This window comes from Rhodococcus sp. BP-261 (assembly GCF_019835205.1).
In the GTDB taxonomy this organism is placed as follows: Bacteria; Actinomycetota; Actinomycetes; order Mycobacteriales; family Mycobacteriaceae; genus Rhodococcoides; species Rhodococcoides kyotonensis_B.
Map to the genome: position 1 here is coordinate 34,132 of NZ_JABUCO010000025.1, position 18,934 is coordinate 53,065.

The following is an 18,934-nucleotide window of genomic DNA, read 5'->3' on the forward strand; positions in this document are numbered from 1 at the left end:
ACCGCCCCTGATGCATCTGAACGCTATTACAGCCGATCGGGGGCGACGTGATGACAATCTGACAGATCGAAGACCCTCGGATTGGCAGGATTAGTGATTGATGCCGCGCATCGCGATTATCTTCAGTGCTAGGGACAGGTCCAGTCGCAATTCCGGCTGCGCAGTGAACGAGCCCAACATTTTCTCGAGCTTCACAACTCTGTAACGCAGTGTGTTGTAGTGGAAGTGGAGCTTGCGAGCAGTCTCCGCGATGTTGATGTTCGTCGCCAACAACACCTCAAGAGTGTTCCGCATGTCCTGCGCCTCCGCGGTGTCGTCGGTGAGCTCGCGGAGCGTCTCTCGAGCGAAGTTCTCGAGTTCGTCCTCGTCCTCCACGAGGGACAGCAAGCGATAGACGCCGAGATCGTCGAAGTTGGTCAGCGACCACTGGCCCGAAATGCGGCGCCCCACTGTCAAAGCCGTTCGTGCCTGACTGTAGAGGGCAGGCACTCCGTCGGTGGTCTCCGCTGTCCGGGAGACCCCGACACTGAACGGCCTTCTGCCACCGCCTCCTTCACCCCGGACCACACTGACGAGGTCACGCACGAGTGCCATCGTGTCGTTGCCGACGCCCATGACGATCACGGTTTCGCCTGTCAGTGCTGTCACCGCCGCACCGGGATCTCGATGGGCGATCGCACCCGAGAACGCCATCGCCTGACGGTCGACGACCGGAAGCCGGTGCGTGGAATTCGTCGATTCGTCCGGTACTGGATCGGGCTCGATGCTGACGACAACCAGCGGCCGGCCGAAATCCCACCCGAACGTCTTCGCGTGCGTGACAACATGTTCGGTATCACCGGCACGGCCCACCATCAGATCGTGGATGAAGTTGGCTCGATGCCGCTCTTCGACGGAGGCCACGGCCTGTTGACGCGTGACAACAAGGGCACACACCGCTGCAGCGCGTTCGACAAGATACAGATCATGCTCGGTCATCACGCGATCCCACGTGAACAGAGCCAGCCGCCCGTGATCGATGTGGTTGGCCGAGACCGCCGCGATCGCGCCCGAATGACCGTCGAACACGTGCAGACCGAGTCCACCTTCGACGGTGTCGGTCCGCAACCTACCGGTGGAGTCGAGAGCGGGGCTCGTCGACAATCGCCTCCGTCCCGCGGCGTCACCCGCGCGGCTGATCTCGCGGCCGTCCGATGTGGTCAGCAGTACTGTCCCGTTCAGCTCACGCGCCGCGACTCCGGCCAACTCTGCCAGGCCGCCGCCGGCCATGACGACGTCGACCAGCAGTTTTCGCACTCGCTCTGCCTCGAACATGGCCGATACCTGTGTTTCCTCCACTGCGACGCGGTTGCGGGACAGTGGGTGATCCCCGTCGCCGTGGAACGCGACGATGGGCAGACCGACCTGTGCGGCGGCATCGATCATCTCGGGTTCGAGGTTCCACCCGTCACCGTCGAATTGCACTGCGAGCGCGGCGACTCCGCGCGAGCTCAACCGGCCGATGAACGCCGTCGCAGGTTCGGTGACCAGACCCAGGGTGCGGGGCGTCGTGATCAGAAGTTGGCCGCGCCTGAGCCACGGTCCGATGTCCGGGACCGCCATGAAACCGACCCGTCGCACGTCTACCCCGTCGACCTCCCCCACGACGATCGACGACGAGGGCAGCAACGCAGACCGGAGAAGTTCGGTGAGGGCCTCTGCTTCAGGAGCTTCAGGAATGGAGACGGACCTGACAGACACTGGGCGGGCACCTCGGATTTCATTTCACTCGCGAAAAGGGGGATTCGCGAAGAGACGATCCTAACGCTCACCGGCCGGCGCGGCAGGACATTGGGTTACGCGGATGAACTGAGACCGTGAATCGGACCGCGGCGGTGACGCAGTTCCTCACCGGTCGCCCGGTTCATCGTCTTGGTGACCTCCGCCAGCACTGCCAATGCGGTCTCCGCAGGGGTACGGGAGCCGAGGTCGAGGCCGATGGGTGAGTGTAGGCGCGCACACTGCTGCGGCGTGATGCCGTGGTCTCTCAGAAGGCCGACGCGTCGCTCATGGGTGGATCGGCTACCCATCGCGCCGACGTACCCGGCGTCGGAGCGCAGGGCGAGGTTCAGCAGCGGTATGTCGAACTTCTCGTCGTGGGTCAGCACCACGATGGCCGTGCGTGAATCGACGGGCGCGGTCGCCAGAAACCTGTCCGGCCACATGACGACCACCTCGTGTGCCGCCGGAAACCTCGCGGGCGTCGCGAACACCGGCCGCGCGTCGACGACAGTGACGTGGTAGCCGGCGAAGACTGCGAGAGTGCTTACGGCAGAGGCGAAATCGATTGCACCGAACACATACATGCGCGGCAGGGGTGCGTGTATTTCGACCAGTATGTCCTGGTCGGTTCCGAGACGCGCAACGACGACGTCCGACTCGCCGCCGCGCAGTCTCGCTTTTATGTCCTCGATTTTCCGACTCGGCAGCGGCAGGTCACCCTGGTGGTTCTCGGTGTCGACGACGAGGTGACGCGACGGTTCGCCGTCGACGAGAGTCGTCAACACCGCGACCGGCCGATCCGATGCAAGACGCTCGCACACACCCCCGAAGCTCGGCCACTGTGAACCGACCAGTTCGACGAGGACTTCGATCCTGCCGCCGCACGTCAGCCCGACCCCGAATGCGTCGTCGTCGCTGACGTCGAAGGTCTCGATGCGCGAGTTGCCGTCGGCAAGAACGTCACGTGCGGTCTCGTACAGCGAGCTTTCGATACAGCCGCCCGACACACTCCCGACGACCTCGCCGTTTCGGTTCACGGCCATCGCAGCACCGGGCCGACGCGGAGACGAACGCCAAGTGCGCGTCACCGTCGCGAGTGCGAACGACTCGCCGCTGTCGAACCAGCTGTGTACAGCAGCAGATATATCCCGCACCGTCTCTTACCTCCGCTCGCTGACCTTCGGCCTCACGGTAGCCGTAGCAGCCAGGTCGTTCGGTCACAGAAGTCGCCTAAAAGTGGGCTCACTCGTTGTGCACTGTCGCCGACGCGCCGAACCGCGCCCTCGACCATCGTCAATCCTCGACCCCGGTTGGACGAGAAGAACGAGGAACGCATCAATGGACGAACTACTCAGCGGAACAAAAGTTCTCGACCTGACCCGGGCGCTCGCAGGTCCGCTCTGCACGTCGTTGCTGTCGGACTTCGGTGCCGACGTGATCAAGGTGGAACCCCTTGCCACAGGCGACAGCTCACGTCAGTGGCCTCCGTTCGACGACGACCGGAGTCTGTACTTCACCTCGGTCAACCGGGGAAAGCGTTCTGTGGCCGTTGACTTCCGGAGCGACTCGGGTCGAGAGTTGTTGCACAGGTTGGCCCTCGATGCCGATGTGCTCGTCGAGAACTTCCGACCGGGGGTACTGGCGGACATGGGCCTCGATCCCCAGGAGCTCGAACGTGAGAATCCTCGACTGATCGTCATGAGTGTCAGCGGATTCGGTCCGGTGGGACCCGACCACCTCGCCGCAGGCCTCGACCAAGTGGCACAGGGCATGTCCGGTCTGATGTCCGTGACGGGCGACGCCGGAAGTGCGCCGATGCGGGTCGGAATCCCGATCGTCGACACGGTGTCGGGTATCTACGCGGCCCTCGGTATCGCAGCAGCTTTGGCGGCCCGTGAGCGCGACGGACGCGGCCGACGCGTCGAGACGTCGCTGTTGGAATCGGCCATTTCGATCATGACGTTCCAGGCGCAGAACTACATCAGCACGGGCCGCGTCGCGGAACCGAACGGCAACACGCATCCGTCGATCACACCGTACGGCGTGTTCGATACCGCCGACTTTCCGATCACCATTGCTACTGGAACCGAAAAGCATTGGATCTCATTGTGTTCGGTTCTCGGTGCGCCAGAACTGGCTGAGCGAGCCGATTACGCCACCGGCAAGCAACGGACACAACATCGAGAGCAGCTGACGAAGGAAATCCTCGAACTGCTGACCGTCAAGACGGCTGCCGAATGGATCGAGCAGATGCGCGCGGCGGGAATTCCCTGCGGCCCGATCCACACCATCGATCAGGTCTTCGACGATCCGCAGGTGCGCGCGCTCGACATGGTTCAGGAAACGGAAGGGCCCGACGGACGCTCGACTTCCGTGGTGCGGGGGCCATTCTGGGTCGACGGGAAGGTTCTGCCGGTACGCAAGGCACCGCCGATGACATTGGGCGCGGACACGGTCGAGGTGCTGACCGAATTGGGCCTCGGCGCAGAGGAGATCGTCGAACTGCGCAGGAGTGCGGTCATCTGATCGTCTCTGCTAGCGGGGCGAACTCGCGATCCGGTCGGCGACGGCGAGAGCGTCGGCCTCACGCCATGGTCGGGCTACGATCTGTAGCCCGACCGGTAAACCGTTGCGAGCCTGAGCAATCGGAACGACGACCGACGGCAGACCGAGAACACTGATCGCCCGGCAGCTCGCAAGCGCGTCCATCCAGGTCAGCTCTCGTCCTCGGACGGTGAATGATTCCTGCCCCAGCGGAGGCGCGAGAATCGACGCGACGGGCATGATCAGCACGTCGCCCATCTCGTCGAGGAACTGTTGAACGAGCTTTGCTCTTTCGGCCCAGAGGTTCTCGTCGAGGTGTTGGGGCCTTGCGTCCAGAGCGGCTCGTATTTCGGACGTCAACTGTTCGGTCTCGGTACCGACGAGGGCGCGAATATCGGCGTGCGACTCGGTTGCCCGCAACGTGGAGAACAGTGCGTTGCCCCGGGCGAGTGCAGTGCCGTCGTATTCCTTTGCCTGTAGCGTGCGTGCAGCAGCGGACACAGCATCGACGATCTCGTCGTCGACGGGCATCGTTCCTTCGCCGGGTGCCCATCGGATGTCCAACGTGTTCGTATTCACTGACTTCTCTACGGGCGCGAGAGCGGGATTCGACAGAACGTTCAGGGCGAGTTCAAGGTCCGGGAGATTCCGCGCCAGCGGCCCGATCGTCTGAATGACCCCGTGCACCGTCACCGGATTTGCCAGGACGTGACCGTCGAACACGACTCCGGGAATCTGCCCGTCCGTGTCGACTCGGCCCAGTGTCGGCCTGATCGACACCAACCCGGTGCAATGTGCAGGCCAGCGGACCGAACCACCGAAATCGGTGCCGAGACCCAGCACGCTCAGACCAGCTGCGACCGAGGCGGATTCACCACCGCTCGAGCCGCCGGGCGAACGCGGGATCCCGTCGGCAATCAGCGGACTCGTCGTGACCCCGAACAGGTCGTTGCGAGTGAGTCCGCACGCTCCGAACTCCGGCGCATTCGTCTTTCCGACGAGCACGGCACCTGCGGCCTTGAACGCGGCCACCGCGGTGGCGTCGCGCATCGGGATGTTCGACGCCAGCGCGCGGGACCCAGCGGTAGTACGAACCCCCGCCGTCGTGATGGTGTCTTTCACCGTGAACGGAACGCCGGCCAAGGGACCGAGGATGTCCCCTGCTTCTCGTCGGCGATCGAGATCGTCTGCAGCGGCCAATGCGTCCTCGGCACAGACCGTGACGATCGCGTTGAGCTCGGGGTTGTGCCTATCGATCGCGGACAGATGGTCCTGAACGACCTCGCGCGCAGTGACGTCGCCGTCCCGGACGGCTGAAGCTATCGAGCGTGCTGTTCTTCCCACCCACGTGTCGACGTCCACCCGCGCCCTCTCGCTCGACTTCACCGAAACGAACCTAGGTTTAGGGCGGTAGGCAACATACGACCACAATCGACACAGAATGGTGCGAGACGCTGGCAGGTTCTGCCACATCCACAGCGTGTACGACTTGGAAGGATGACCAGGATGCCCGTGAGTTGGATTCGTGTGGTCGCCGTCGTGTTCGCCGTGAGCTGGGGCGCGAACCAGTTCGCGCCCATGCAGCTCGTCTATCGCGAGACCGTGGGCCTGACCAGCACCGCGTTCACCGCCATGTTGGGCAGCTACGCGCTCGGGCTGATTCCGTCGCTGCTGTACTTCGGTCGACTTTCGGATCGGCGTGGGCGACGGCCCGTCGTGCGGCCGATGATCGGCGTCACGGTCCTGTCGACGATCGTGCTCGCCCTCGGCGCCGACATGCCGGCTCTGCTGTATCTCGGCAGAGTGCTGGCCGGGGTCGCGTCGGGAATGGCTTTCACCGCGGGCGGTGCGTGGATCAAGGAACTGAGCGACAGCCCGGGCAGCGGTGCGCGTCGCACTGCCGTTGCACTGTCGGCCGGCTTCGGGTGCGGCGCTCTGTTCGCGGGACTGATCGCGCAGTGGCTACCGGCCCCGGACGTGCTGCCGTATCTCGTGCACCTCGCGATGATGGCTGTGACGGGTGTCCTCGTGTGGACGGTTCCTGAGACCCGCACGCGCGTCGAGGATTTTGCCCCGCAGACAATGCCGGTCATCAGACAGCGTTGGTTTCTCGCCGGCGTCGCACCGTGGGCGCCGTGGGTGTTCGGTACTGCGACAGTCGCGTTCGCAACGCTGCCGCCTCACGTCGCCGACGTCACCGGCTCGCTCTCGGTGGCATTCACGGGAAGTACTGCGGCACTGACGCTCTGGACGGGTGTTGCAGTGCAACCGACCGCCCGACGCCTGGCCGGCCGCGGCGACAAGGTCCCCGTCGGGGTCGGCGTCGGGCTCGGATGTCTGGGATTCGCGCTTGCTGCGGTCGCATTGGGCACGGGCGGCGTAGTATCCGTCATCCTGATCGTGGCCGCGGCGGTACTGCTGGGATCGTGTTACGGAATGCTGCTGGTTTCGGGGTTGGTCATCGTCGAGAATCGAACACCCCCGGGTGGCGACCTGTCCACCGCTACCGCGGTCTACTACTGCTTCGTATACCTGGGATTCGCCGTGCCGCTACTTCTAACGCTGACATCGCCGACTGTCGGACTCACGATCGCCGCGGGACTCATGGTCACCGGGTACGTGATTGCTTCGCTGCAGGCTCGGAAGGTGCCCCAAAATGCATGAATGGCTCATTCATGTTGACAGACAACAGAATGGGCGGTTCTTGCGGTACGCGTCGTGCGCGCGAATGTATAGCGGGCTATACATTCGCGCGCACGTGCGCGAAGCGCCTACTCGCTTACGGACGCCAATGCATCGTTGAACGTCTTGCTCGGGCGCATGACGGCTGCGGTGGCCTCGGGATCCGGGAAGTAGTATCCGCCGATCTCGACCTCCTTGCCCTGAACTTCGTTGAGCTCGTTGACGATTGCCTCTTCGTTGTCGGCCAGCGTCTGAGCGAGACCGGTGAAGTGCTTCGCGAGCTCCGCATCCTCGGTCTGCGCGGCGAGTTCCTGCGCCCAGTAGAGGGACAGGTAGAACTGGCTGCCACGGTTGTCGAGCTCACCGGTGGAACGCGACGGTCCCTTGTCGTTCTCGAGGAGCTTGCCGGTGGCTGCGTCGAGGGCGTTCGCGAGAATCTTCGCCTTCTTGTTGTCGGTCTTGATACCGAGGTCCTCGAGGCTGACCGCGAGCGCGAGGAACTCGCCGAGGGAATCCCAACGAAGGTGGTTCTCCTCGATGAGCTGCTTGACGTGTTTCGGCGCAGAACCACCTGCACCCGTCTCGTACAGTCCACCGCCTGCCATCAGCGGCACGATGGACAGCATCTTGGCACTGGTGCCGAGTTCCAGAATCGGGAACAGGTCGGTCAGGTAGTCGCGCAGGATGTTGCCGGTCGCCGAGATGGTGTCGAGCCCACGGATCAGGCGTTCCATCGTGTACCGGATCGCGCGGACCTGCGACATGATCTGGATGTCGAGACCCTCGGTGTCGTGATCCTTCAGGTACGTGCGGACCTTGCCGATGAGCTCGTTCTCGTGCGGACGGTACGGGTCGAGCCAGAAGACGACCGGCATGCCCGAGTTGCGGGCACGAGTCACGGCAAGCTTGACCCAGTCCTGGATCGGAGCGTCCTTGACGATGCACAGACGCCAGATGTCGCCTTCTTCGACGTTCTGGGTCAGCAGAACCTCGCCCGTCGCCAGGTCGGTGATGTTGGCGACGCCGCCCTCAGGTACCTCGAAGGTCTTGTCGTGCGAGCCGTACTCTTCCGCCTTCTGCGCCATCAAGCCGACGTTCGGAACGGTGCCCATCGTGGTGGGATCGAACGCACCGTTGGTCTTGCAGAAGTTGATCATCTCCTGGTAGATCCGGAAGAAGGTCGACTCCGGGCTGACCGCCTTGGTGTCCTTCGGGCGGCCATCGGCGCCCCACATCTTGCCGCCTGCGCGGATCATCGCGGGCATCGATGCGTCGACGATGACGTCGCTCGGTGAGTGGAAGTTCGAGATGCCGCGTGCCGAGTCGACCATGGCGAGCTCGGGACGCTTCTCGTGGCACTTGTGCAGATCGTCGACGATCTCCTCGCGCTGCGCGCTCGGAAGGGATTCGATCTTGCTGTACAGGTCGGACAGACCGTTGTTGACGTTGACGCCCAGCTCGTCGAACAGCTCACCGTGCTTGGCGAACGCGTCCTTGTAGAACACCTTGACTGCGTGGCCGAACACGATCGGGTGCGACACGCGCATCATCGTGGCCTTGACGTGCAGAGAGAACATCATGCCCGTCTTGTAGGCGTCCTCCATCTGCTCTTCGTAGAACTCGATGAGCGCCTTCTTGCTCATGAACATGCTGTCGATGACGTCACGGTCGGTGAGCGAGACCTTGTCCTTGAGCACGATGGTCTTGCCGCTGGTCGTCAGCAGCTCCATCTTGACCTCGCGGTCGCCTTCGACGGTCATCGACTTCTCGCCGTGGTAGAAATCGCCGTGGCGCATGTGCGCGACGTGCGTGCGCGACGCGGGAGACCACTCGCCCATGCTGTGCGGGTGCTTGCGGGCGTATTCCTTGACGGCCTTCGGCGCGCGGCGGTCCGAGTTACCCTCACGCAGAACAGGGTTGACGGCGCTACCGAGGCACTTGGTGTAGCGGTTCTTGATCTCTGCTTCTTCGTCGGTCTTCGGGTTGCCCGGGTAGTCGGGAAGTGCGTAACCCTTGCCCTGCAGTTCCTTGATGGCTGCCAGCAGCTGCGGGACGGACGCGCTGATGTTCGGCAGCTTGATGATGTTGGTCTCGGGCAGTTGCGTCAGCCGACCCAGCTCGCCGAGGTTGTCCGGCACCCGCTGCTCTTCGGTGAGGTAATCCGGGAATTCGGAAAGGATGCGGCTCGCGACCGAGATGTCGGTCGATTCGACGTTGATGTCTGCTGCACCCGCGAATGCCCGGATGACGGGCAGAAAAGCGTGGGTGGCGAGCATCGGCGCTTCGTCGGTCAGTGTGTAGATGATGGTCGGCTGTTTCGCACTCATGTTCTGCCTTTGCCTCAGTGTCCGTCGACGCAACGCTTCGTGTGCTTGCGTCCTCTTCAACCCTAAACTTTGACGTAACATTACGCGCGTACTGCCAGACGCGGAGAACCCCCCGCCTGCTGCGGAAAGTTACTCGCCAGTACCGATCTTGGTCACCCGAACCGGCCGGAGCGAGGGCGCCCCCGAGTCACTCTGAGTGACCGGAAAGCCACATTCGGTCCGAAACCCGGGCCGGACAGAGCGAGGGCGGCCTCCAGTCACTCAGAGTGACCGGAAAGCCACATTCGGTCCGAATTCCAGGCCGGTCCGAAACCCGGACCGGCCGAACCCCAGGCGGCCGAACAGCCGGGCGACCGGCGAACCCGGGGGCGGCCCGCGCCACGAATCACCTGTTCGGTCGTTCGAACGACACAGCTTCTCGTGTCGACCCCCATGTTCGCGCAGTTCGCGCGCGCCGGGTTTCGCCGAAGTCGGTGAGAACGGAAAAGTGCGTCCCCGCAGGGCGTTACAGTGGTTCGTGGAAGGAGTCGAGACAACGGCTCACCTCCCATCTAGGAGTGCCCGCATGTCCGAGGACGCCGACTTCGACACGGAGATCGATGCCGCGTGGGAGCGATTCTGCGCCCGGCTCTGCACCTACCTCGAGAACATGGAGACCGGCGATCTACTGACCATCTGTCCGGGTGGTGGGAAACGCCGGGACGACCTGTACCTGACGGTGGCGAACGAACTCGGCGGCCGTCTCGTCGGTGACGCGGCCATGAACGGGCCTCTCGCAGCGGCCGTTTCGTACGAGCACACGACACTGCTGGCCGAACAGGGGTGGACCGAGTACGACGTCGACGACGGTCCGCAACGCACTTTCCGTGTCGAGGCCCGTCCGCACGCCCTGGCACAGGCAGTCGTCGTGCTCATCAGAGACGTGCGCGGGATTGCGCATCCGACGTTCCTGGCCGCCAGCGCAGTCGGCGCACCGGTCACGCGGGTCTTCGACAGCGGTTCACAGCTGAAGGACTGGACGGTCGATCCCTTACGTGCTCGTCTGGTCGCCGAGGTGGATACCGCTCTCGAATCGATCACCGGGTCCGCGCCGGTCCGTGACGACGATGGCGACGTCATGTTCGAGGCAGGACGGCACACCGCCTACGCGAGGATTCTGGACAAGGAACCGGTCGTGGAGCTGTATGCCGTGTTCGCGATTCACACGCGAGCCCCCACCGTGGACTCCGTCGTGGTGGACCTGTCCACGTCGTGGCCGGATATCAAATTCCTGCCCAACCACACTCACGTCGTGGCGTCGACACGAATCGACTGCGCGCCGGTCGTGGAGGAACATCTCGGGCGGCGTCTCGGCATGTTCTTGAAGTTCGTCGAGCAGGAGGGCGACGAGATCACCGTCAGGTTGTCCAGGGATGCCGGAATGCGTGTACCCACCCACGCGTTGCTGTCCGACCAGTTCAGACGAATTCGGCTGGCAGACATGGATGCCGCCTCGTTGACGTTTACGGTCGGATACGAGGCTCGTGAGCTCGGGTTCAGCTCTCCGATGCTGCACGACGCGATGGCCCTGGCAGCTGCCGCTCACCTCCATCAGAGGCGTGCCGGTAGCGAAGCAGGAAGCGACCCGTACATCGTTCATCCGCTTCGAAACGTGTTGCGGCTCGTACGATTCGGGTGCACGGACGAGGTCGTTCTGGTGGCGGCCGCCCTGCACGACACGGTCGAGGATCAGACCGACAGAATCGTATCGTTGCTCGACGCGGGCACACCGGCGACCCACGACAATGCGCTGGCCGTCATCGCGCGCCACTTCTCACCTTCGGTGTCAGACGTGGTGGCTTCCGTTACCAATCCTCCTACGCCGCACGGACTTTCGATAAACGAGAAGAACCGCGCCTACGCCGAACATGTTGCGGCCGCGATCACGGATCCGCGGGTATTCCTGGTCAAGCTGTCGGACTTCATCGACAACGCGGGCAGCGTGGAGTATCTCGCCGACGAGAGCAAGCGAATCAGACTGCGCGACAAGTACTCTCCGATGGCCCAGATATTCCTCGACGCACGTGAAACTTTGGGAGACTCGCTGAACCTGACCGCCGAGGGCACGCGCCGTCTCGACGCCCGTCTGGGTAGGTTGGCGCGAGCGCTGGGGTGACCCGCCCGTGTCACGCCAGTGCCCAGCCCACGATTGCGGCAACGATGCAGAGGAAGAAGATCATCGCGATGATCTCCTCCGCCGCATCCTTGCCGCCCTTCTTGCTCACTCTCCGCGCGCGGCGCGACGGTCTGCTTCGGAGAAGCCCGCCGCGGGAGGCGCGCCCATCACTCGCATCGCAGCGCGTTTGCGGTCCTGGTAGTTGGCGACCGAGTCGAACGCCGCAGTGACCCCGACGGTTGTCGACACGTAGGTCATCGACTTGTCCGGCGCGAAGCCCAGGTCGGTACCGACGTCGACCGCGTCGATGTTGGACCCCAGGAACACGAAGTCCCACTGGTAGTCACGTTCCTGCTGCTCGATGAGCGCACGCACAGCCGTATTCGTCCATTCGCGGCTGGCGTTCTCGTGCCCGTCCGTCATCACCAGGACGGTCACAGAACCGGGGCGCTGATCGTCGGGCAGGGCCGACAGCTCGGCGCCGACCTCGGTGACGAGCCGGCCGATGGCGTCGTACAGCGCGGTGGTGCCACGGGATTCGAGGACCAGCGGCGGAACATCGGCGATAGGCCGCGAGCTGTAGACCACCTCGTACCGATCGTCGAACTGCGCAAGCGTGACGACGGTATCGCCCTCCTGCGCACGTTCTTTCGCGATGAACGAGTCGAAACCACCGCGCGTGTCGTCGGCGATTGACTGCATCGAACCCGAGCGATCGAGCACTGCAGCAACAAGAGACAACTGAGGATTGGTCAACGGAACCTCCGGAGGGGAAATGCGCCCGAGATGACGCGATAACTCATGATGGGCGAACCATACCGAGGGGTACCGACAAAAACGGCTACGCTCGGCCCGTGAGCTGCCTTCGCTTCGCGAGGGGCGCCATCGCGAACCAACGCTTGCAGCTACGCGTCAAAGTGCTGGGCTCCGAGTAGCCCAACTGACGTGACACCTCCGAGAGCGAAACATCGACGTTCGACAGCAAGCTCAGTGCGAGTTCTCGCCTGGCGTCGTCGACCAGCGTTTCGAAGCTCTTCCCCTCCGCCCCCAGACGCCGCTGCAGTGTCCGCGGGTGAAGCACCATCAGCGCCGCCACACGATCCAACGTGGCCGCGGCTGCAGGCAACGATCGCACGATCAACGCAGACACCGCGTCGTGGAATGCGACGTGCGCGTCCCTGCCCGCCATGAACCGGACAGCCAGGTCGTATGCAAGTGGATCCACTCGCGGTAAGTGCCGATGCATGATCCCGCGAGGGAAAGTCAATGAATTGCGTTCGCACCCGAAATCAACCGCACACCCGAAATAGTCCGTGTACGTGCGCATTTCCGAAATACGTGGATGCTTGAAAGAAATGTGCGTCGGATGGAAATCCCTGCCGGCCATCATCCTGAACGTCTGTAGCGTCACGCCCAACGCGAGTTCCACGACGTGTGCGCGATACGGCAACCGATGCAGGACGGTATCGACCCCGTAAGACACATCGACCTCGCCGACGGCGAGTTCGACGGCGATTGCAGGGCTGTACACGTGCGCATAACGCGCGACGCCCGCCAACGCGTCACCGATCGTGTCCGCGCTGCGAGCCGCGATCGCGACGGGACCGAGTATGTCGGGATCCTGTCGGGAAGCGAGCCTGAGCGCGAAGTCCGACACACCCAGCTCTCTCGCACACAGGCCGAGCAGCGTCGAGAGCGCACTGAACGGCACAAAGTTGTCGTATGTCCCGATCACAGCGAGATCGATCCCGACGCGGTCGCAGAATTCGAACGGATCTCCCCCGCACTCCTCGATCAGCTCGGGCACCCGGCTGAGGGAAGACCCGCTGATCAAGTCCGCCATGTGTCGAAATGTAAAAAACATGGCGTGTGATGTCAATTTTTCGGCAGCGGGGGCCGTGATGATCGACACAGGGGCTTGTTCACCGTCGAACGCCTCCAGGAGGTCAACCATGACGACACGCATCGACCGCGACACATTGTTCATCGATGGGCAATGGCGTGAACCGGACACCGGTAACCGCATCACCGCAGTTTCCCCGCTCACCGAACAGGAGATCGGCTCGTTTCCTGCTTCGTCGACAACCGATGTCGATGAGGCGATCACGGCTGCCCGTAGGGCACTGCGAAGTGACGACTGGGCCGGTCTGTCCACGTCGGAGCGGGCAGACGCAATCCGCCGGTTCGCGAACGAATTGGAGAGCAGAGCCGAGGACCGCGCTACGACGGTCACACTGCAGAACGGTATGCCGATCGACTTGGCACGGTTCGCCGAGGGCGCTGCGCCTGTTCAGTTGCTCCGCTATTACGCCGATCTGGCCGAATCGACTGCTGTCGAAGAGCGACGTGTCAGCCAGCCGATGCCCGGGACCACGATCGTCCGTCGAGAACCGGTCGGGGTCGTCGCGGCGATCGCCCCATGGAACTTTCCCGCCGTGCTGTCGATGTTCAAGATCGCGCCCGCCCTCGCTGCAGGCTGCACCGTCGTGTTGAAGCCGTCGCCGGAAACCACGCTCGACTCGTATGTTCTGGCCGAAGCTGCCATCCGATCAGGCCTTCCCGCGGGTGTCGTCAACATCGTCACAGGCGGCGCCGACGTCGGACAGTACCTCGTTGCGCATCCCGGCGTGGACAAGGTTGCGTTCACCGGATCCACCGCAGCTGGGCGACACATCGGCCGGGTGTGCGGCGAATTGCTTCGCCCCGCAACACTCGAGCTCGGCGGTAAATCAGCCGCCCTCGTACTCGACGACGCCGACGTCGACAACACGGTCAGCGGGCTCGCGACGGCCTCACTGCTCAACAGCGGCCAGACGTGCTACATGTCGACTCGAATCCTTGTTCCGCGCGCGAAGAGTCACACATACATCGATGCGATCACCGCCATGGCGTCCGGACTGACCGTCGGCGATCCCATGGACCCCGCCACCTTCATCGGGCCACTGGTCAGTGCAACGCAACGGGACCGTGTCCTCGCGCTGATCGAGCAGGGCCGATCCGAGGGCGGCACCATCACCACCGGTGGCGGTCGGCCCGACGGTGTCGGGTATTTCGTCGAGCCGACCGTGTTCGCCGACGTCGAGAACACCAGCACGATTGCGCGACAGGAAGTTTTCGGACCAGTCCTCTCCGTCATCGCGTACGACGACCTCGACGACGCCATCGCCCTCGCCAACGATTCCGACTACGGCCTCGGTGGCACCGTGTGGACCTCCGACGAGGAACGCGGCATCGATGTCGCGAGGCGCGTCGACACCGGCTCGTTCGGCGTCAACACCTTCAACCTCGACTGGGGCTCGCCTTTCGGCGGCGTCAAGGCCAGCGGGCTCGGACGTGAACTCGGCCCCGAAGGCCTCGCGTCGTACCAGCAGCTCAAGTCCATCTTTCTCGCAACCACGTAAGAAACGAGAGGCTATGTCCGAAGCAGGACTGGCCGGTGCCCGCGCACTGGCCGCGAACACACTGAAAATCGCCGAACAATTCGGCGAGGCCGAATGGAGGGCGGATACTGCCTGTCACGGCTGGCGGGTCCACGATCTGATCGGCCACATGGCATTCTTCTTCAACTTCATCGCCGACCCGAACCTCGTGTTCCCGCCCAACCCGAGCAGTAAGTCCGAGCGGCTCAACGATGCAGCCGTTCGCGAACGTGCCGACCTTCCTCACGATCAGATACTCGAGTACTACCGCGAGCAGTCGGAGGCAGGCCTGGCCACTCTCGAAGCACTTCAGGGACCTGAGCTTCGCAACAACGCTCTCGAGATGTTGGACCTCGGCACCTACGAGCTTCACCAGCTCAGTGACGCAGTGTCGTTCGATCACCTCGTTCATCTGACGTCGGACCTCCTCGCGCCGTTCGGGCCCCTCCGCCCAGGCGACGTCGATGTCGCGGCAGCAATCGATCCGGCGATCGATTGGATGATCGCAGGACTGCCTCAGATGTGCGGCAACGGCGTGGCGGCTGCGTCGACATCGCCTGTCGGACTTCGACTTACCGGTGCGACGAATCGCAGTTTCGTCCTGACGGTCGACCACGCCACCGTCGTCGTCACCGAAACCGACGACCTTCCCGACCACGTCGCCACCACGTCGGCAACCGACTTTCTACGTTGGGGCACAACCCGATCCGCGTAGCGCTCGGCCGTCGACATCTCCGGTGACCGAACAATTGTGGCGCCGGTACTCGACGCCATCGACATCGTGTAGTACGGACAAAGAAAGAGAACGAACATGTCGCAGCACCTGAAGGACAAAGTCATTCTGATCACCGGTGCGGGCGGAGGTTTCGGGCAGCTCATCGCCGAGAAGACCGCCGCACAGGGCGCCAAGGTCGTCGGCGTCGACATCAACGAACAGGGCCTGAAAACTGTCTTCGACGGCATCGCCGCACGAGGTTTCCAGGGAACCTACTCGGTCGCAGACGTCACCGACATGGAACAGGTAGTGGCGGCAGCGCAGCATGCAGTCACTACCTTCGGCGCGTTGGACGTATTCGTCAACAACGCGGGTGTCATGCCGCTGGCCTACTTCGCCGATCACGAACGCGCATGGCAGAAGTGGCACAAGGCGATCGACATCAACATCAAGGGTGTCGTCAACGGAATCTCCGCCGTCTACGACCAGATGATCGCCCAGGGGCGTGGCCAGGTCGTCAACATCTCCTCGATCTTCGGCAATGCAGGTATCGACGGTTCCGGTGTGTACAGCGCCACGAAGGCTGCCGTCACGACGATTTCGGATTCGCTGCGCATCGAGGCCAAAGGCAAGATCAAGGTCACGACGGTCAAACCGACCGGTGTCACTGGAACCAATCTCGCGAGCTGGATCGTCAACGAGAACGCGATCCTCGGACTCACCGGCCAGCGCGCGTCGACCTTCACCGAGAACATGGGCGCAGCGACCACCGGCACCCTGCGTCCGGAGCAGACCGATGTCGACAACATCGAATACTGGCTCATCAAGCCGGACGATCTCGCCGACGCCGTCGTACATGTGATCGATCAGCCCTGGGGCATCAGCATCAGTGACATCACCGTCCGCGCCAGCGGCGAGGACTACCTCTACTGACCGTTCTCGCTGTGACAGCTCCACACTCGACCGGAGGTCGAGTGTGGAGCACACTCGTACACCGTACGGTACGATGCGTCGGCACAGTCCGGCGAAAGGTGAGCATCGTCCATGACCACGACCGACACCCTGTCCACGATCATTGTCCGAGGCGCACGGGAGAACAATCTCCACGACGTCGACCTCGATCTACCCAAGCACTCGTTGATCGTCTTCGCCGGAGTGTCCGGCTCCGGTAAGTCCTCGCTCGTGTTCGACACGATCGCCGCCGAAGCGCAACGTCAGATCAACTCGACGTTCACCGCGTTCGCGCAGACATTCCTGCCGTCGTACGGTAGGCCGGACGCGGACCTCATCGCCAATCTGTCCGCCGTCGTCATCGTCGACCAGAAGCGTTTGTTCGGTGGCCCACGCTCGACCGTCGGCACCATCACCGACATCGGCGACTGGCTTCGCATGCTGTGGTCGCGCGGGGTGCAACCGTCGATCGGATACGCCAACGCCTTCTCCTTCAACGACCCGGCGGGCATGTGCCCCGAATGCGAAGGACTCGGCGAGGCCAAGGTGATCGATCTCGCCGAGCTGGTCGACGAATCGAAATCGTTGCGCGAGGGGCCGTTCAAGCACCCGGACTTCGAGCCCGGCAAGTGGCCTTACCGCGTGTTCGCCGACTCCGGATTCTTCGACCTCGACGTTCCGATCGAGCAGTATTCGGCACGAGAGCGTCACCTGTTCTTCGACGCCCAGCCAGGCGAGGTGACGGTTCCGAATCCCGACGCCGTCATGAAGAGTTACGAAGGCATCACCTCTCGCTTCCGGCGCAGCTACCTGTCGAAGGATGCCGATGCACTCAAGGGCAAGGCCAAAGCCGCCTTCGAACGGATCGTCACGCGTGGCACCTGCGAAGCATGTGGCGGCACCCGCTACAACGACACCATCCGCAGCGCGACGCTGGAAGGACTGTCGCTTCCCGACGCGTTCGCCATGCAGGTGTCCGACCTCGCCGAACGTCTCGACGGCTGGAGCTTGAAGAGTCTCGACGGCCCTCGGCGCGAGATCGTGCTGCAGCTGCGCCGCCTCGTCGACCTCGGTCTCGGCTACCTCAGCCTCGACCGCGCGACGTCGTCGCTGTCCGGTGGTGAATCGCAGCGCATCAAGATGGTGCGTCACCTCGGCTCGACGCTCAACGACATGCTGTACGTGTTCGACGAACCCACCACCGGCCTTCACCCGCGCGACGTCCACCGCCTGAACGACATGCTGCTCGCGTTGCGGGACAAGGGAAACACGGTCCTGGTCGTCGAACACGATCCCGAGGTGATGGCCATCGCCGACCGAATCGTCGAAATCGGCCCGGGCGCAGGCAAAGCAGGCGGAACCGTCGTCTTCGAGGGAACGTACGACGAGCTGCGGTCCGCCGACACCCGGACCGGAATCGCCCTGCGACGAGAAGGCGCGACGACGCAGCCTCCGCGCACCGCAACGAGTTTCGTGTCCATCGCGAACGCGACGACACACAACCTTCGCGACGTCAGCGTCGACATTCCACTCGGGGTCCTGACTGCAGTCACCGGCGTGGCCGGATCGGGTAAGTCGAGTCTGATTCACGGACACCTACGTTCGGTCGCGGAGGACGCCGTCATCATCGACCAAGCGCCCATCCGCGGCTCCCGTCGATCCTCACCCGCCACCTACACCGGCCTGCTCGATCCGATCCGCGCGTACTTCGCGAAGAAGACCGGCCAGCCCGCGTCGTTGTTCTCCCCCAACTCCGACGGCGCGTGCCCGGATTGCCAGGGCAGCGGCATCATCTTCACCGATCTCGGGTTCACCGATCCCGTGACGAGCATGTGTGAAACGTGTCAGGGCAGGCGATTTCGATCGGGCGCGATCAAGCACACCGTCGACGGCGTGAGCATCGCAGACATCTTCGAGATGTCCGTCGAGGATGCGCAGGACTTCTTCGAGGTCAAGAAGATACGCGACATTCTGCATCGCTGCTCCGACGTCGGACTCGGGTATCTGTCTCTCGGACAGAACCTTTCGTCCCTGTCGGGTGGCGAGCGTCAGCGACTCAAGCTCGCGACGGAGTTGGTGGGGTCGTCGCCGATCCTCGTTCTCGACGAACCCACGACCGGACTGCACCCGTCGGACGTGTCGAAGTTGATCGCATTGCTGTCCGGGATGGTCGACGAGGGTCGCACCGTCATCGTGATCGAACACAACCTCGACGTCGTCGCGGCTGCGGACTGGGTGATCGACCTCGGGCCCGACGGCGGACACAACGGAGGTGAGATCGTGTTCACCGGTACGGTCGACGCGCTGGTGAAGTCCGATACTCACACCGGCGTCTATTTGGCGAAGAGTCTGGGCCGCTAGCTTACCTACAGGTAAGTTC

General features: G+C 63.4%; 13 protein-coding genes. 7 read left to right on the forward strand and 6 right to left on the reverse strand.

Going from position 1 to position 18,934, the window contains the following annotated elements:
- Positions 1-90: 90 nt before the first annotated feature.
- Positions 91-1,740, reverse strand: a complete 1,650-nt coding sequence (locus HQ354_RS21420; protein WP_308115262.1) for a helix-turn-helix domain-containing protein — start codon at positions 1,738-1,740, stop codon at positions 91-93.
- Positions 1,741-1,835: 95 nt separating this feature from the next.
- On the reverse strand, positions 1,836-2,915 hold the full coding sequence (locus HQ354_RS21425; protein ID WP_222635529.1) for an XdhC family protein: 1,080 nt from the start codon (positions 2,913-2,915) through the stop codon (positions 1,836-1,838).
- 184 nt (positions 2,916-3,099) lie between these two features.
- On the opposite strand from HQ354_RS21425, the gene HQ354_RS21430 reads away from it, so the two are divergent.
- On the forward strand, positions 3,100-4,287 hold the full coding sequence (locus HQ354_RS21430; RefSeq protein ID WP_222635530.1) for a CaiB/BaiF CoA-transferase family protein: 1,188 nt from the start codon (positions 3,100-3,102) through the stop codon (positions 4,285-4,287).
- Between the two features lie 9 nt (positions 4,288-4,296).
- Here the strand turns inward: HQ354_RS21430 and HQ354_RS21435 are convergent, their stop codons facing one another.
- Positions 4,297-5,667: an amidase gene (locus HQ354_RS21435; RefSeq protein WP_308115263.1), complete on the reverse strand. Its 1,371-nt coding sequence runs from the start codon at positions 5,665-5,667 to the stop codon at positions 4,297-4,299.
- Positions 5,668-5,769: 102 nt separating this feature from the next.
- Here HQ354_RS21435 and HQ354_RS21440 point away from each other — a divergent pair, with 102 nt between their 5' ends.
- Positions 5,770-6,969: an MFS transporter gene (locus tag HQ354_RS21440; RefSeq protein ID WP_374107352.1), complete on the forward strand. Its 1,200-nt coding sequence runs from the start codon at positions 5,770-5,772 to the stop codon at positions 6,967-6,969.
- A 107-nt stretch (positions 6,970-7,076) separates the two neighbouring features.
- Here the strand turns inward: HQ354_RS21440 and HQ354_RS21445 are convergent, their stop codons facing one another.
- The gene (locus tag HQ354_RS21445) at positions 7,077-9,314 is read right to left on the reverse strand and encodes an NADP-dependent isocitrate dehydrogenase (protein ID WP_167675326.1); all 2,238 of its coding nucleotides are present in this window, start codon (positions 9,312-9,314) and stop codon (positions 7,077-7,079) included.
- 565 nt (positions 9,315-9,879) lie between these two features.
- Here HQ354_RS21445 and HQ354_RS21450 point away from each other — a divergent pair.
- Complete coding sequence (locus HQ354_RS21450; RefSeq protein WP_222635533.1) at positions 9,880-11,469, forward strand: HD domain-containing protein; 1,590 nt, start codon at positions 9,880-9,882, stop codon at positions 11,467-11,469.
- A 105-nt stretch (positions 11,470-11,574) separates the two neighbouring features.
- Here HQ354_RS21450 and HQ354_RS21455 read toward each other — a convergent pair whose 3' ends face one another.
- Together HQ354_RS21455 and HQ354_RS21460 are read right to left on the reverse strand one after the other, a co-directional pair.
- Entirely contained in the window at positions 11,575-12,225 is a 651-nt protein-coding gene (locus HQ354_RS21455; protein WP_261768994.1) for a VWA domain-containing protein, read from the reverse strand.
- A gap of 85 nt (positions 12,226-12,310) precedes the next feature.
- Entirely contained in the window at positions 12,311-13,312 is a 1,002-nt protein-coding gene (locus tag HQ354_RS21460; RefSeq protein WP_222635534.1) for an AraC family transcriptional regulator, read from the reverse strand.
- A gap of 109 nt (positions 13,313-13,421) precedes the next feature.
- Here HQ354_RS21460 and HQ354_RS21465 point away from each other — a divergent pair, with 109 nt between their 5' ends.
- The 4 genes from HQ354_RS21465 (at position 13,422) to HQ354_RS21480 (ending at position 18,915) form a co-directional block, all read left to right on the forward strand.
- Positions 13,422-14,870 carry an aldehyde dehydrogenase gene (locus HQ354_RS21465; RefSeq protein WP_222635535.1) on the forward strand — a complete coding sequence of 483 codons (1,449 nt, stop codon included), beginning with the start codon at positions 13,422-13,424 and terminating at the stop codon, positions 14,868-14,870.
- 13 nt (positions 14,871-14,883) lie between these two features.
- Positions 14,884-15,603 carry a maleylpyruvate isomerase N-terminal domain-containing protein gene (locus HQ354_RS21470; RefSeq protein ID WP_261768995.1) on the forward strand — a complete coding sequence of 240 codons (720 nt, stop codon included), beginning with the start codon at positions 14,884-14,886 and terminating at the stop codon, positions 15,601-15,603.
- A 96-nt stretch (positions 15,604-15,699) separates the two neighbouring features.
- Entirely contained in the window at positions 15,700-16,536 is an 837-nt protein-coding gene (locus tag HQ354_RS21475; RefSeq protein ID WP_222635536.1) for an SDR family oxidoreductase, read from the forward strand.
- A 111-nt stretch (positions 16,537-16,647) separates the two neighbouring features.
- Positions 16,648-18,915: an excinuclease ABC subunit UvrA gene (locus HQ354_RS21480; protein WP_222635537.1), complete on the forward strand. Its 2,268-nt coding sequence runs from the start codon at positions 16,648-16,650 to the stop codon at positions 18,913-18,915.
- The last annotated feature ends 19 nt before the right edge of the window (positions 18,916-18,934 follow it).